At 72.2% G+C, this 13,327-nt stretch carries 12 protein-coding genes; 5 read left to right on the top strand and 7 right to left on the bottom strand.

Annotated features, from left to right (window positions below; all coding sequences use genetic code 11):
• Nucleotides 1-12: 12 nt before the first annotated feature.
• The 4 genes from ACZ4TR_RS13195 to ACZ4TR_RS13180 are packed head-to-tail and all read right to left on the bottom strand — an operon-like array spanning nt 13 to nt 4,859.
• Nucleotides 13-1,476: a phospholipase D-like domain-containing protein gene (locus tag ACZ4TR_RS13195; protein WP_465287231.1), complete on the bottom strand. Its 1,464-nt coding sequence runs from the start codon at nt 1,474-1,476 to the stop codon at nt 13-15.
• Nucleotides 1,477-1,513: 37 nt separating this feature from the next.
• A complete protein-coding gene (gene eno, locus ACZ4TR_RS13190) occupies nt 1,514-2,797 on the bottom strand; it encodes a phosphopyruvate hydratase (protein WP_465287230.1) in 1,284 nt (427 codons plus the stop codon).
• Nucleotides 2,794-4,341 carry an MFS transporter gene (locus ACZ4TR_RS13185; RefSeq protein ID WP_465287229.1) on the bottom strand — a complete coding sequence of 516 codons (1,548 nt, stop codon included), beginning with the start codon at nt 4,339-4,341 and terminating at the stop codon, nt 2,794-2,796. Before ACZ4TR_RS13185 ends, eno begins: the two co-directional genes overlap by 4 nt.
• Nucleotides 4,338-4,859 carry a class I SAM-dependent methyltransferase gene (locus ACZ4TR_RS13180; RefSeq protein ID WP_465287228.1) on the bottom strand — a complete coding sequence of 174 codons (522 nt, stop codon included), beginning with the start codon at nt 4,857-4,859 and terminating at the stop codon, nt 4,338-4,340. Before ACZ4TR_RS13180 ends, ACZ4TR_RS13185 begins: the two co-directional genes overlap by 4 nt.
• Nucleotides 4,860-4,924: 65 nt before the next feature.
• Between ACZ4TR_RS13180 and ACZ4TR_RS13175 the strand changes: the two genes are divergently transcribed.
• Together ACZ4TR_RS13175 and ACZ4TR_RS13170 are read left to right on the top strand one after the other, a co-directional pair.
• Nucleotides 4,925-5,509 carry a helix-turn-helix domain-containing protein gene (locus tag ACZ4TR_RS13175; RefSeq protein WP_465287227.1) on the top strand — a complete coding sequence of 195 codons (585 nt, stop codon included), beginning with the start codon at nt 4,925-4,927 and terminating at the stop codon, nt 5,507-5,509.
• A 34-nt stretch (nt 5,510-5,543) separates the two neighbouring features.
• Nucleotides 5,544-6,677, top strand: a complete 1,134-nt coding sequence (locus tag ACZ4TR_RS13170; protein WP_465287226.1) for an alpha/beta hydrolase family protein — start codon at nt 5,544-5,546, stop codon at nt 6,675-6,677.
• Between the two features lie 127 nt (nt 6,678-6,804).
• Here ACZ4TR_RS13170 and ACZ4TR_RS13165 read toward each other — a convergent pair whose 3' ends face one another.
• Genes ACZ4TR_RS13165 through ACZ4TR_RS13155 form a run of 3 tightly spaced genes read right to left on the bottom strand, consistent with a single transcriptional unit; the run spans nt 6,805 to nt 9,848 of the window.
• On the bottom strand, nt 6,805-7,275 hold the full coding sequence (locus tag ACZ4TR_RS13165; protein WP_465287225.1) for a MarR family winged helix-turn-helix transcriptional regulator: 471 nt from the start codon (nt 7,273-7,275) through the stop codon (nt 6,805-6,807).
• A gap of 30 nt (nt 7,276-7,305) precedes the next feature.
• A complete protein-coding gene (locus tag ACZ4TR_RS13160) occupies nt 7,306-8,877 on the bottom strand; it encodes an amidase (protein ID WP_465287224.1) in 1,572 nt (523 codons plus the stop codon).
• A gap of 23 nt (nt 8,878-8,900) precedes the next feature.
• On the bottom strand, nt 8,901-9,848 hold the full coding sequence (locus ACZ4TR_RS13155) for a LysR family transcriptional regulator (RefSeq protein WP_465287223.1): 948 nt from the start codon (nt 9,846-9,848) through the stop codon (nt 8,901-8,903).
• Between the two features lie 82 nt (nt 9,849-9,930).
• Here ACZ4TR_RS13155 and ACZ4TR_RS13150 point away from each other — a divergent pair, with 82 nt between their 5' ends.
• From ACZ4TR_RS13150 to ACZ4TR_RS13140, 3 genes are read left to right on the top strand one after another with little or no spacing between them, the layout of a single operon-like run.
• A complete protein-coding gene (locus ACZ4TR_RS13150; protein ID WP_364521971.1) occupies nt 9,931-10,635 on the top strand; it encodes a succinate dehydrogenase cytochrome b subunit in 705 nt (234 codons plus the stop codon).
• Entirely contained in the window at nt 10,635-12,563 is a 1,929-nt protein-coding gene (locus ACZ4TR_RS13145) for a fumarate reductase/succinate dehydrogenase flavoprotein subunit (RefSeq protein WP_465287222.1), read from the top strand. The genes ACZ4TR_RS13150 and ACZ4TR_RS13145 overlap by 1 nt, the downstream gene beginning before the upstream one ends.
• The gene (locus ACZ4TR_RS13140; RefSeq protein WP_364521975.1) at nt 12,560-13,306 is read left to right on the top strand and encodes a succinate dehydrogenase/fumarate reductase iron-sulfur subunit; all 747 of its coding nucleotides are present in this window, start codon (nt 12,560-12,562) and stop codon (nt 13,304-13,306) included. Before ACZ4TR_RS13145 ends, ACZ4TR_RS13140 begins: the two co-directional genes overlap by 4 nt.
• Nucleotides 13,307-13,327: the final 21 nt, after the last annotated feature.

Here is a 13,327-nt window from a genome sequence, read left to right as displayed (position 1 = left end):
GCGATCTTCGCTTCAGCCGTCGACGAGGAGTCCACGCAGTGGTCCCTGCAGCCGGCCTGCCCGCCGGGAGACGCCGGGGAGCAGTACCAGCCGGTGGGTGCGTCGCTCACCGCGGCGTTCCCGCTCGGCCTGCTCCTCGGCCAGCGGCCGCCAGAGGTGGTCGACGACGTCCGCCGGGTCGCCGTCCACCTCGGCCACGTCCCGGCCGAGGTGCTCGGCCCACAGGCGCAGCCGCGTCGCGCGGACGACGTCGGGGTCGTCGGTCGCGATGTTGACTTCGGTGTCGTTGAACAGCGAGTGCTCGTTGAGGTTCGCCGACCCGACGGTCAGCCACTCGTCGTCCACGATGCCGAGCTTCGCGTGCACGTAGACGGGGGAGGAGGCGTCCCCGGTGTCGGCGCTGTGCGCGCTGATCGTCGTCGCGAGCAGGCGGCGGTTGCCGTCGTCGGCGTCGAGGAGCCGGCCCAGCTGGCCGCGGGTGGTGTCGGAGCCGTTGCTCGGCTTGCGCGGCAGCAGAAGGACCACGCGGAAGCGGTCGTCCGGCGGGTTCCGCAGCTTGTCGAGCAGCACTTCGGCGATCTCGGGCGACCAGAGGAACTGGTTCTCCAGGTAGACCAGCCGCCGCGCGGACCGCAACGCCCGCAGGTACCCGTCGAGGATCGTGAACTCGCCCTTCGGGGCGAAGTTGTAGGTGTTGTTCGGGACCGTGCGCAGCAGCTGGACGCGGCTGCCGCCGGCCGGTTCCGGCGCGTGCGGGGCCGGCAGGTCCTCGTCGGCGACCTCCGTCCACCGCCGCCGGAAGTGGTCCGCGACGTCGGCGACGACCGGCCCTTCGAGCCGGGACGCCAGGTCGTGCCAGCCGATCGGCCGCGGCGGGTGGTCGGGGCTGTCGTGGCGGTCGCCCTCCAGTGCGGTGAAGTCGACCCCGCCGACGAACGCGACCGCGTCGTCGACCACCACGAGCTTCTCGTGGTGGCAGTGCATGGTCCGTTCGCGGGAGTCCAGCACGCAGCGCACGGCCGAGCCGTCGGTGAACTTCCGCTGCTCGCGCCGGGCGAGCTTCCGCGTCGGCTGGAACGCCGGGACCGGCGGCCCGGCCCACAGCAGCACCCGTACCTCGACGCCGCGGGCGGCGGTCTCGGCCAGCAGCTCCCGCAGGGTGAGGGCGCCGGGCTCGCGCGTGAGCCGGAAGTCGGCGCTCGCGTGCCAGTTGGCGATGTGCACGTGGGACTTCGCGCTCCGGATGGCGTCCTCGATCGCCGGCAGGCTTTCCTCGCCGTCGATCAGGACCTCGACGCGGTTGCCGTCGCGGACCGCCGCCCGGCCGCCGAGCCGGTCCGCCGAGCCGCCGGGCTCGAGCACGTCACCCCAGCCGAGGTCGCGCAGCCGTCTCCGGTGGTGCGCGCACAGGACGTGCTCGAGCCCGTCACCCAGTCGTTCGTCCACCTTGTCCAGGAAGGAGTGAAAAGTCTTCATCCGTCCTATGGCACTACAGATCGGCGCGGTCCGCCGATCAGCGCCGGCCGCGCAGGGTGGCGCGGCCGGCGTACCGGGCCTCGGCGCCCAGCTCCTCCTCGATGCGGATGAGCTGGTTGTACTTGGCCGTGCGGTCGGACCGGGACAGCGATCCGGTCTTGATCTGGCCGCAGCCGGTGGCGACGGCGAGGTCGGCGATCGTCGTGTCCTCGGTTTCGCCGGAGCGGTGCGACATCACCGCGGAGTAGCCGGCCTTGTGCGCGGTGTCGACGGTGAGCAGCGTTTCGGTCAGCGTGCCGATCTGGTTGACCTTGATCAGGATCGAGTTCCCGATCCCGCGGTCGATGCCGTCCTGCAGCAGCTTGACGTTGGTGCAGAAGACGTCGTCGCCGACGAGCTGCACGCGGTCGCCGATCCGGTCGGTCAGCTGCTTCCAGCCGTCGTAGTCGTCCTGCGCGAGGCCGTCCTCGATCGAGACGATCGGGAACCGCGTGGTCAGCTCGTCGAGGTAGGCGACGTGCTCTTCGACGCTGCGCTTGATGCCTTCGCCGCGGTAGTCGTAGACGCCGTTGTCGTAGAACTCCGACGCGGCCGGGTCGAGCAGCAGCGCGATGTCCTCGCCGGGGGTGTATCCGCTCTCCTCGATGGCGCGGACGACGAACTCGAGCGCTTCGTCGGCCGAGGCGAGGTTGGGCGCGAAGCCGCCTTCGTCGCCGACGTTGGTGCCGTGCCCGGCCTTCTTCAGTGACGCGCGCAGGGTGTGGAAGACCTCCGAGCCCATCCGCACAGCCTCGGCGAAGGTTTCCGCGCCGACCGGGCCGATCATGAACTCCTGGAAGTCGATCGGGTTGTCGGCGTGGGCGCCGCCGTTGACGATGTTCATCATCGGCATCGGCAGCTGGTGGGCGAAGACGCCGCCGACGTACCGGTACAGCGGCAGCGTGTTCGCCGCCGCGGCCGCCTTCGCGACGGCCAGCGAGATGCCGAGCGTCGCGTTGGCGCCGACGCGAGCCTTGTTCGGCGTCCCGTCCGCGGCGATCAGCGCGGCGTCGACCTCGGCCTGGGCTTCGGCGTTCAGCCCGACGACCGCCTCGGCGAGCTCGGTGTTGACCGCGGTGACGGCCTTGCGGACGCCCTTGCCGTGGTAGCGCGCTTTGTCGCCGTCGCGGAGCTCGACCGCCTCCCGCGTGCCGGTCGAGGCACCCGAGGGAACCGCGGCGCGGCCCAGCGAGCCGTCCTCCAGCACGACGTCGACCTCGACGGTCGGGTTGCCCCGGCTGTCGAGCACCTCACGACCACGGACACGGGCGATTGCCGTCATTCCATCTCCTCGGAGTCGGTCCCCAGGGCACCGGCCGGAGCCGTCCCGCGACGCAGGCTAGCAGAGGATCTCTGAATCGATAAGGGGCGCTTCACCAGGGTGAGCACGAGGACGAGCACCAAGACACCCGCGCCGGCCCACATCGACTGCCGCCAACCGTCCACAAAGGATTCTCGCGCGGCATCGGCCACCGCCGGACCGGCCGCGACGGCGTTCGCGACGCCCCGGAGCGCGACCTCGGCCGGCACCCCGGCCAGCCGGGACTCGACGGCACCGCGGTAGCCGGCGGTCAGGATCGTGCCGAGCAATGCGACGCCGAGCGCCGTGCCCAGCTCCCGCGTGACGTCGTTGAGCGCGGACGCCACGCCCTGCTGGTCCCGGGGCAGCGAGCCGGTGATGGCTTCGGTCGCCGGAGTCATCGTCAGGCCCATCCCGAGCCCCATGAGCAGCATCCCGGGCAGGATCGAGAGGTAGCCGCCCTCGACGGAGACGAAGGCGGCCATCAGGCCCAGGCCCGTCGCGCTCACGACGAGGCCCGCCGCCATCACCGGGCGGCTGCCGATCCGGGCGGCGACCCGCGGAGCGAGGCCGGACGCGGCCATCATCAGCAGCGCCGTCGGCATCAACGCGCACGTGGCGCGGAAGCCGGACCAGCCGAGCACCGCCTGCAGGTAGGGGAAGAGGACCACGAAGATCCCCGCCTGGACGCCGAAGACGGCCAGCAGGGTCCCGGAACCGCCGGCCAGGCCGCGCTCGCGGAAGAGCCGGACGTCGAGCAGCGGTGCGGGGTGGCGCAGTTCCCACGCGGCGAACCCGGCGCCGCCGAGGACCCCGGCGGCGAGGCTCAGCAGGGTCAGCGGTGCCGTCCACCCGCGGTCCGGTCCTTCGTGGAGTACGAAGACCACCGCGACGACGGCGACCGACGACAGTCCCGCGCCGACCGCGTCGAACCGCTGCCGGTTTTGCGAGCGGGAGTCCGGCACCGACCGCAGGGTCACGACGGCGGCCGCCGCGGCCAGCGCGATCGGCAGCACGAACAGCCAGCGCCAGCTCGCGAGGTCGACCAGGACCGCCGAGAGGAACATGCCGAGGATCCCGCCTCCGCCGGCGACCCCGGTCCAGACGCCGATCGCCCGGGACCGCTCCTGGTCCGGGAACGTCGACGTGATGACGGAAAGGGTGACCGGCATGATCATCGCCGCGCCCGCGCCGGCGAGGAGCCGGGCCGCCAGCAGGGTTCCGGTGGACGGCGCGAGGCTCGCCGCGAGGTTCGCGACGCCGAAGAGCGTCAATCCGGTGAGCAGTACGGGTTTCCGGCCGAGGCGGTCGCCGGCCGCGCCGAGCGGCAGGAGCAGCGCGGCCAGCGTGATGGCGTAGCCGTTGACGATCCACAGGACGGTGGCCTGTGACGCGCCGAGCTCGACCGCGAGCTGCGGCTGGGCGACGGTGAGCCCGGAGACGGACGCGACCACCGCCATCAGGGCGAGGCAGACGCCGATCAGGATCGCGCGGCGCCGGCGCGGGTCGTCGATCGTGGTGTTCATGCCGTCCTCCTGGCCCGCACGACGACGTCGGGGCCGTGGTCGCCGGCGGTGCCGATCTCCCAGCCGTCGAGGAGCGCGGTGATGTCCGCCGCCGTGGCCGACGCTTCGGCGACGTGGTGTCCTCGCGCGTGGCCGACGACGAGCAGCGTGCCGCCGGGGGCGACCCATTCGGAGATGCGCTCGTAGAAGGCGAGCTGCGGCATCGCCGGGTGGGCGTAGTGGGTCGTGACCAGGTCGAAGTCCGTGCCGGGCGTCCAGGTCGTCAGGTCCGCCCGTACCCAGGCCACGGTGTTCGCCGCGGCTTGGTTGAGGGCTTCGATCGAGATGTCCACGGCCGTGACGGCCCAGCCGCGGGCGGCGAGCCAGCCGGCTTCGGCGCCCCGGCCGCAGCCGGCGTCCAGTGCGGTGCCGGGCGTGAGGCCGGCGATCTCGCGGACGAGGTGGGGGTTCGGTTCGGTGCCGTGGTGGCGGGCGTGCCGCCAGTGCTGGTCCCAGTAGGGCCGGTCGAAGTCGTTCACCCGGCCACCGTGCCTTCGGCACGACCGGATTGGCAAAGCTTCTTGCCGATCGGCAAAATGGGGGGATGGACGACTCGATCGACCGGGCCCTCGATGCCGTGGGGCCGCGGCTCAAGCGCCTCCGGCAGCAACGGGAGACCACACTCACCACGCTGGCCGAGCAGACCGGCATCTCGGCGAGCACCCTGTCCCGCCTGGAGGCCGGCTTGCGCCGCCCGACGCTGGAGCAGCTCCTGCCGCTCGCGCGCGCCTACGGCGTGACGCTCGACGAGCTGGTCGACGCGCCGCCGACGGGCGACCCGCGCGTCACCCTGCGGCCGATCGCGTGTGAGGACGGCTCGGCGATCATCCCGCTGACCCGGCGGCCGGGCGGGATCCAGGCGTACAAGTTCGTCCTGCCCGCCGGGGACCGCGAGCCCGAGCTGCGCACCCACGAGGGTCACGACTGGGCCTACGTGCTGAACGGGACGCTCCGCCTGGTGCTCGGCGAGCACGACCTCGTGCTCGGGCCCGGCGAGGTCGCGGAGTTCGACACGCGCACGCCGCACTGGTTCGGGGCCACGAGCGTCGGCCCGGTCGAGTTCCTGAGCTTGGTCGGGCGGCAGGGCGAGCGCGCGCACGTCCGCGTGACAAGTAGTCCGAAAACGTGATAGTCATGAACTTGGACTAATTGGAAGGGATGCCATGGCCGTCATCGAGCTGACCACGTTCACCGTCCGGGCCGACCGGACGTCGGCGATGCTCGCCGCGCGGCCCGGGATGCTGGCCGCGTTCCGGGAGGGACGCCGCGGGTTCGTCTCGGCGAAGCTGGTGCGGCTGGACGCCGAGACGTGGCTGGACGTCGTCGAATGGACCGACGACGCCGCGTGGGACGAGTCGAAGGCCAAGGGCGGCGACGACCCGCGGATCGCGGCGTTCTTCGGCACGATCGACGCGCTGGTGAGCGCGCGGCGCGGCGCCCGCTACGACGACGAGCGCGGGCGGGTGCGCACGATCGCCTACGGGCCGCACCCGGCGCAGGTGGGGGAGCTGTACCTGCCGCCGGGCGCCGGGCCGTTCCCGGTGGCGGTGCTGCTGCACGGCGGGTACTGGACGGCGATGTTCGACCGCCGTTCGATGACCCGCCTGGCCGACGACCTGGTCGCCCGCGGGTACGCCGTCTGGAACGCCGACTACCGCCGGCTCGGCGACGGCGGCGGCTGGCCCGCCACGTTCGAGGACACCGCGGCCGCGATCGACGCCGTCGCGGACCTGGACCCGGCGCTCGACCTCGCTCGCGTCACGGTGGTCGGGCACTCCGCCGGCGGCCACCTCGCGGTGTGGACCGCCCACCGCGCGAACCTGCCTGCGGGCGCGGCCGGGGCGGCGCCGAAGGTGGTCCCGGTGGCGGCGGTTTCGCTGGCCGGGGTGCTGGACCTGGCTGCGGCCGACCGGGCGGGGTTCGGCACGGTCCTCGCGGACCCGGCCGCCGAGCCACCGGCCGGGGCGCCGGAGCCCGCGTACCCGGAGTTCTGGCCGGCGGTCGTGGCGGGCGTCGGCGAAGGCGTGGTGAACCTGCTGCTGGGCGGCCACGTCGACGAGGTGCCCGAGCGCTACGCGGTCGCTTCGCCGAGCGAGCTGGGCGAGCCGGGAGCGCCGGTGCTGGTGCTGCACGGCGACGCGGACGACGTGGTTCCGGCCGTGTACAGCCGGACGTATGCCGAACATGCCGAGGGCGCCCGGTACGTCGAAGTCGCGGGTGCCGACCACTTCCACGTCATGGACCCGGCGCACGAGAGCTGGCAGCAGGTGGCCGGGTGGCTCGCGGAGCGCGTGTGACAGCCCGGGCCGCAGGTACCCGGACGGTCGGTTCGCGTGCCTGGAGGGTCGGTTCGCGTGATTGGACGGGCATCTCGTGTGATTGAGCGGGCATCACGTGTGATTGGAGGGGCATCACGTGTGAGTGTCAGTCGGCGGCCGGGGTGAGGTGGGCGCGCTGGTGCTCGGTGATGTCGGCCAGCGTGCGCTTGAAGCGTTCGTAGTCCTCGTGGCCCAGGCGGTCCGCGTGGCGGCGCTGGATGGCGGCCATGATCTCGTCCGCCGCGCGCATCTGGGCCAGGCCGCGCTCGGTCGGGCAGATCAGCTTCGCTCGGCGGTCACTCGGGTCCGGCCGGCGTTCGACGTACCCGAGCGATTCCAGCTCGTCGATCAGGGTGCCGATGATCTGCTTGTACTGCCCCGAAAGCCGGGACAGCTCGGTCGCCCGGACACCGTCGGCGTCGAGGTAGGCGAGCACCGCGCCGTGGCGGTGCTTCAGATCGTCGAACCCTTGGGAAGCCAGCGTGGCGAACAGCTCCCGCTGCACCGCGAACAGGAGCCGTCCCGAAAGGACACCCAGGTCGGGGTCCGTCGCGTTCCGCTCCGCGCGGGTGACCATCGGCTGCCCTCCTCACCGTCGGCCCCCACCTTAACGAGAGCCGGGCAGGAAGGCGGGGGCCCGGCGCGCCGGGGCGGCGCGCTCGAACGCCGCGGCGAAGGCGAGGACACGGGCGTCGGCCCAGCGGCCGGCGAAGAACGAGACGCCGATCGGCAGCGGGCCCGCGAACCCGGCCGGGACCGACACGTTCGGGTAGCCCGCGACGGCCGCCGGCGTCGACGAACCGAGGACGTACGCGTCACCGGCGGCGTAGTCGGTCTTCCACGCCGGGCTGTTGGTGGGCGCGACGATCGCGTCCAGGTGCAGCCGCGCGAGTGTCTCGTCGATCGACCGCCGCGCCAGCGAAGTGGCCGTCGCCCGCTGCTGCCGGTACGTCGGATCGCTCGGGGTGGCCGCGACCGCGGCCTGCTCGAACAGCTCCTGGCCGAACTTCGACAGCTCCATCGGGTCGCGGCGGTTGAAGGCGATCAGTTCGTTCAGCGTGGCGGGGTGCCCCGGCCGGTGCGTGAGGTAGGCGTTCAGGTCGCGCTTGAACTCGGTGAGCAGCGCCGGCGTCTCGGCGGCCCCGATCTGATCCTGGTACGGCAGGTCCACTTCGACGACCGTGGCCCCGCGGGCGGTCAGCGTCCGGACGGCGTCCCCGACGACCCGGTCGACGTCGGCGTCCAGGCCGGCCAGCCGCCAGACGCCGATCCGCGCCCCGCGCAGCGCACCCGGGTGCAGGAGCGCCGCGTAGTCCCGCGGCTGCCCGGCGGGGATCGCCGCCGTCGCGGGGTCGGCCGGGTCGCGGCCCTGCAGCACGGACAGCGTGACGGCGGCATCGACGACGTGCCGCGCCATCGGCCCGGCGGTGTCCTGTTCGGCGGAGATCGGCACGACGCCGGTCCGGCTGACGAGCCCGAGGGTCGGCTTTTCGCCGACGACGTCGTTGGCGCCGGCCGGGCACACGATCGAGCCGTCGGTCTCGGTGCCGATCGCGACCTGCGCCAGCGTCGCCGCGACGGCGGCGCCGGAGCCCGACGACGAGCCGCACGGGTTGCGGTCGAGGACGTAGGGGTTGTTCGTCTGGCCGCCGATCCCGGACCAGCCCGACGTCGCGTGCGTGGAGCGGAAGTTGGCCCATTCGGACAGGTTGGTCTTGCCGAGGATGATCGCGCCGCCGCGCTGGAGCCGGTCGACCAGCGCCGCGTCGGCGGCCGGGCGGCTGCGCGGCAGCGCCCGCGACCCCGCGGTGGCCGGCTGCGCGCGCGTGTCGATGTTGTCCTTGAGCAGCACCGGGATGCCGTCCAGCTGCCCGAGGGTGCGGTGCGCGCGGCGGCGGGCGTCGCTGGCGGCGGCGGCCCCGAGCGCACCGGGGTCGACGGCGACCACCGAGTGGACCTTGCCGTCGAGGACGTCGATGCGGTGCAGGTAGGCCGTGGTCAGCCGGACGGCGGTGAGACCACCGTGATCCATCCGCTGCTGGAGTTCGGGGATGGTGGCCGCGTCGAGGTCGAAACCCAGACCGGTTCGAGCAGCGGCGGAGGCGGGGACCGGGGCCAGGAGGGAACCGGCGAGGACGACGAGCACGGCGGCCGAGCGCAGACGATTCACGGCGTCCATCGGACTCCTGAACGCGGCGCCGGTCAACCCTCCGTTGGTCGGGCGCCTCTGTCCACAAGGGACTCGATGCCGGGCGGGAGGCTCGCGCGATCGGCCACGAACCCGACGATCGCCGTGCGCAGCGCCCGGACGGCCCGGGTGGGTTCGACCTCCTTGCGGTAGGCCAGCTGCACGATCCGGGTCATCCCCGCTTCCGGCACGAAGCGCGTCATCAGGAAGCGCTCGCCGGCGACGGTGCTCGGCACCACCGCGGACCCGACGCCGGCGCGCACCAGCTCCAGCACGGCGTCCATCTCCCCGCCCTCGATGGCGAACGACGGTTCGAACCCGGCCGTGCGGCAGGCGTTGACCGTCGCTTCCCGGACGTCGTAGCCGCGGCGGAACATCACCAGCGGGACGTCGGCGAGCTCGCGGACGTCGAGCCGGGCGCCCGCGCGCGGCACCGGTGCGTCCGCGGGGGAGATCACGACCAGCTCCTCGAGCAGCAGCGGGGTCGTCGCCAGGTGGAGGTCGCCGGACATCCGGGCCCCGGCCAGCAGGGCCAGGTCCAGCGCGCCTTCGGCCAGCCGCTGCCGGAGGTCGCCCGACCCGCTTTCGTGCAGCTCCAGCTGGATGCCCGGGTACCGGCGCCGGAACGCCGAGAGCATCGTGGGCAGCAGGCCGGTGCACAGGCTGGGCGGTGCGCCGAGCCGCACCCGGCCGCGGTCCAGCTCGTCCAGCTCCCGGATCGCGAGCCGCGCGGATTCGGTCTCCGCCAGGATCCGCCGCGCGATCGGCAGCAGGACCTCACCGGCTTCGGTGAGCGAGACGTTGCCGCGGATCCGGTGGAACAGCGGCGCGCCGAGATCGTGTTCGAGCGTGCGGATCTGCTGGGACAGCGAGGGTTGCGCGACCCGCATCTCTTCGGCGGCGCGGGTGAAGTGCCGGTGCTCCGCGACGGCGACGAAGTAGGCGAGCTGGTGCAGCTGCATCGCGTCATGATAGCTGCTGACTATCGAGGGCAGAGTCATGATGTCTTTGACCTCTGGTGCGCGCGCTCCTAACGTCGGTCAGGTGGCAAACGACCTCGCGGTGCGGCGGCGCTCGGACCTCCGCCGGTTCTGGGACTCGACGATCGGCAAGAAGATCGTCATGGCGGTGAGCGGCGCCCTGCTGCTCGCGTTCGTGTTCGCGCACATGGTCGGCAACCTGAAGACGTTCCTCGGTGCCGACGACCTCAACCACTACGCGCACTGGCTGCGGACCATCGGCGAACCGGTCCTGCACTACGCGTGGTTCCTCTGGATCCAGCGCGTGGTCCTGCTTCTCGCGCTCGTCCTGCACGTCACGGCGGCGGTGCAGCTGGTCCGGCGCGACCTGCGGGCGCGGCCGGTGCGCTACGTCCACCGGCGGCCGGTGCGCGCGACCTTCGCGACGCGCACGATGCGCTGGGGCGGCGCGACGCTCGCGGTGTTCGTCGTCTGGCACATCCTCGACTTCACCGTGGGCTCGGTGAACCGGGACTTCGTGCCGGGTGACCCGTACCACAACCTCGTGGCGGACTTCCAGGTCTGGTGGGTCAACGTGATCTACCTCGTCGCCCTCGCGATGCTCGGCCTGCACATCCACCACGGCTTCGCCAGCGCCGCGCGCACGCTGGGCGTCACCAGCGCGCGCCGGGAACGGGCGATCAAGATCCTCGGCAGCACGACGGCGGTCGTGATCGCGGGCGGCTACGCGCTCGTCCCGGTCGCGATCATGACGGGACTGGTGGACTGATGGCGGACTACCTGACCGGCGACCCGGTCGCCGACACCAAAGCACCGGCGGTTCCGCTGGAGAACCGGTGGGACGAACGGAAGTTCACCGCGAAGCTGGTGAACCCGGCGAACCGGCGCAAGCACCGCGTGATCGTGGTGGGCACCGGGCTGGCCGGCGGGTCGGCCGGGGCGACGCTGGCCGAGCAGGGCTACCACGTGGTGCAGTTCTGCTTCCAGGACTCGCCGCGGCGGGCGCACTCGGTGGCCGCGCAGGGCGGCATCAACGCGGCGAAGAACTACCGCAACGACGGCGACTCCGTGTACCGGCTGTTCTACGACACGGTGAAGGGCGGCGACTTCCGGTCTCGGGAGTCCAATGTGTACCGGCTGGCCCAGGTCTCGGCGCAGATCATCGACCAGGCCGTCGCCCAGGGCGTGCCGTTCGCGCGGGAGTACGGCGGCCTGCTCGACACGCGGTCGTTCGGGGGCGTGCAGGTGCAGCGGACGTTCTACGCGCGCGGCCAGACCGGGCAGCAGCTGCTGATCGGCGCCTACCAGGCGCTGTCCCGGCAGATCGACGCCGGGAACGTCGAGCTGCACCCGCGGACGGAGATGCTCGACCTGGTCGTCGTCGACGGCCGGGCGCGCGGCATCGTCGCGCGCGACCTGGTGACCGGGGAGATCGAGACGCACCTCGCGGACGCCGTCGTGCTCGCGACCGGCGGCTACGGCAACGTCTTCTACCTGTCCACCAACGCCAAGGGGTCGAACGCGACCGCGATCTGGCGGGCGCACAAGCGCGGTGCCTACTTCGCGAACCCGTGCTTCACCCAGATCCACCCGACGTGCATCCCGCGGTCGGGGGAGCACCAGTCGAAGCTGACGCTGATGAGCGAGTCGCTGCGCAACGACGGCCGCATCTGGGTGCCGAAGGTGAAGGGTGACACCCGGCCGCCGGAAGAGATCCCCGAGGACGAGCGCGACTACTACCTCGAGCGGCTCTACCCGAGCTTCGGCAACCTGGTGCCACGCGACATCGCGTCGCGCGCGGCGAAGAACGTGTGCGACGCGGGCCTCGGCGTCGGGCCCGGCGGCCTGGGTGTCTACCTGGACTTCGCCGACGCGATCGAGCGCATGGGCCGCCCGGCGATCGAAGCCCGCTACGGCAACCTCTTCGACATGTACCAGCGCATCACCGCGGAGGACCCCTACCGGACGCCGATGCGGATCTACCCGGCCATCCACTACACGATGGGCGGGCTGTGGGTGGACTACGACCTGCAGAGCACCGTCCCCGGGCTGTTCGTCATCGGGGAGGCCAACTTCTCCGACCACGGCGCGAACCGCCTCGGCGCGTCGGCGTTGATGCAGGGCCTCGCCGACGGCTACTTCGTGCTGCCGGCCACCCTCAACGACTACCTCGGGGGAACCCGGCTGGACGAGGTCCCGGCGGGCCACGACGAGGTCGCGCGCGTGGAAACCGAAGTGCGCGACCGGATCTCGCGGCTGCTTTCGGTGCGGGGGACGCGGTCGGTCGACTCGTTCCACCGCGAGCTGGGCCTGCTGATGTGGGACCACTGCGGGATGTCCCGCAGCCGCGAAGGCCTGCGCAAGGCCCTCGACCGGATCCCGGGGCTGCGCGCGGAGTTCTGGCGGGACGTCCGCATCCCCGGCGGTGCGGCGGAGCTGAACCAGGAGCTGGAGAAGGCGAACCGCGTGGCGGACTTCCTGGAGCTGGCCGAGCTGCTGCTGATCGACGCGCTCGCGCGGGAAGAGTCCTGCGGAGGGCACTTCCGCGAAGAACACCAGACCGCCGACGGTGAGGCGCGGCGCGACGACGAGCACTTCTCGTACGTCGCCGCGTGGGAGTACGGCGAGAAACCCGTGCTGCACCGCGAGGACCTCACCTTCGAGCACGTGCACCCGACCCAGCGGAGCTACACATGAAACTCACCGTCCGCATCTGGCGGCAGGCCGGCCCGGCCACCGAGGGCCGGCTGGTGTCCTACCCGGTCGACGACCTCAGCCCGGACATGTCCTTCCTCGAAATGCTGGACGTGCTGAACCAGGAGCTGATCGCGAACGGCGAAGAACCGGTGGCCTTCGACCACGACTGCCGCGAGGGCATCTGCGGCTCGTGCGGCGTCGTGATCAACGGGCAGGCGCACGGCCCGGAGCGCACGACGTCCTGCCAGCTGCACTTGAGGTCGTTCTCCGATGGTGACGTGGTCGACGTGGAACCGTGGCGCGCCAAGGGTTTCCCGGTGATCAAGGACCTGGTGGTCGACCGCTCGGCGCTGGACCGGATCGTCCAGGCGGGCGGGTACGTCAGCGCCCCGACGGGTAGCGCCCCGGACGCCCACGCGACCCCCGTCCCCAAGCCGGACGCGGATCTGGCGTTCGACAACGCGACGTGCATCGGCTGCGGCGCGTGTGTCGCGGCGTGTCCCAACGGCTCGGCGATGTTGTTCACCGCGGCGAAGGTGACACACCTGAGCCTGCTGCCGCAGGGCCAGCCGGAACGGGCCCAGCGGGTGCTGGACATGGTGGACACGATGGACGCGGAAGGCTTCGGCGGGTGCACGAACACCGGCGAATGCGTGGCGTCGTGCCCGAAGGGCATCCCGTTCGCCAGCATCGCGAGCCTCAACCGGGAGTTCCGGAAGGCGAGCCGCTCGGGTCGTGGCTGAGCGGCTCGCCGTCCGGTTCTC

This window comes from Amycolatopsis sp. NPDC028719 (genome assembly GCF_055565395.1).
Note: the sequence above shows the minus strand (reverse complement) of the source record. Positions and strands in the feature narration are given on the sequence as shown.

Excerpts from the sequence above, each read along its gene's own strand:
- eno (WP_465287230.1), bottom strand. The coding sequence starts at position 2,797 with ATGACGGCAATCGCCCGTGTCCGTGGTCGTGAGGTGCTCGACAGCCGG.
- ACZ4TR_RS13170 (WP_465287226.1), top strand. The coding sequence starts at position 5,544 with ATGGCCGTCATCGAGCTGACCACGTTCACCGTCCGGGCCGACCGGACG.
- ACZ4TR_RS13165 (WP_465287225.1), bottom strand. The coding sequence starts at position 7,275 with ATGGTCACCCGCGCGGAGCGGAACGCGACGGACCCCGACCTGGGTGTC.
- ACZ4TR_RS13140 (WP_364521975.1), top strand. The coding sequence starts at position 12,560 with ATGAAACTCACCGTCCGCATCTGGCGGCAGGCCGGCCCGGCCACCGAG.
- ACZ4TR_RS13155 (WP_465287223.1), bottom strand. The coding sequence starts at position 9,848 with ATGCAGCTGCACCAGCTCGCCTACTTCGTCGCCGTCGCGGAGCACCGG.
- ACZ4TR_RS13185 (WP_465287229.1), bottom strand. The coding sequence starts at position 4,341 with ATGAACACCACGATCGACGACCCGCGCCGGCGCCGCGCGATCCTGATC.
- ACZ4TR_RS13145 (WP_465287222.1), top strand. The coding sequence starts at position 10,635 with ATGGCGGACTACCTGACCGGCGACCCGGTCGCCGACACCAAAGCACCG.
- ACZ4TR_RS13160 (WP_465287224.1), bottom strand. The coding sequence starts at position 8,877 with ATGGACGCCGTGAATCGTCTGCGCTCGGCCGCCGTGCTCGTCGTCCTC.
- ACZ4TR_RS13175 (WP_465287227.1), top strand. The coding sequence starts at position 4,925 with ATGGACGACTCGATCGACCGGGCCCTCGATGCCGTGGGGCCGCGGCTC.
- ACZ4TR_RS13195 (WP_465287231.1), bottom strand. The coding sequence starts at position 1,476 with ATGAAGACTTTTCACTCCTTCCTGGACAAGGTGGACGAACGACTGGGT.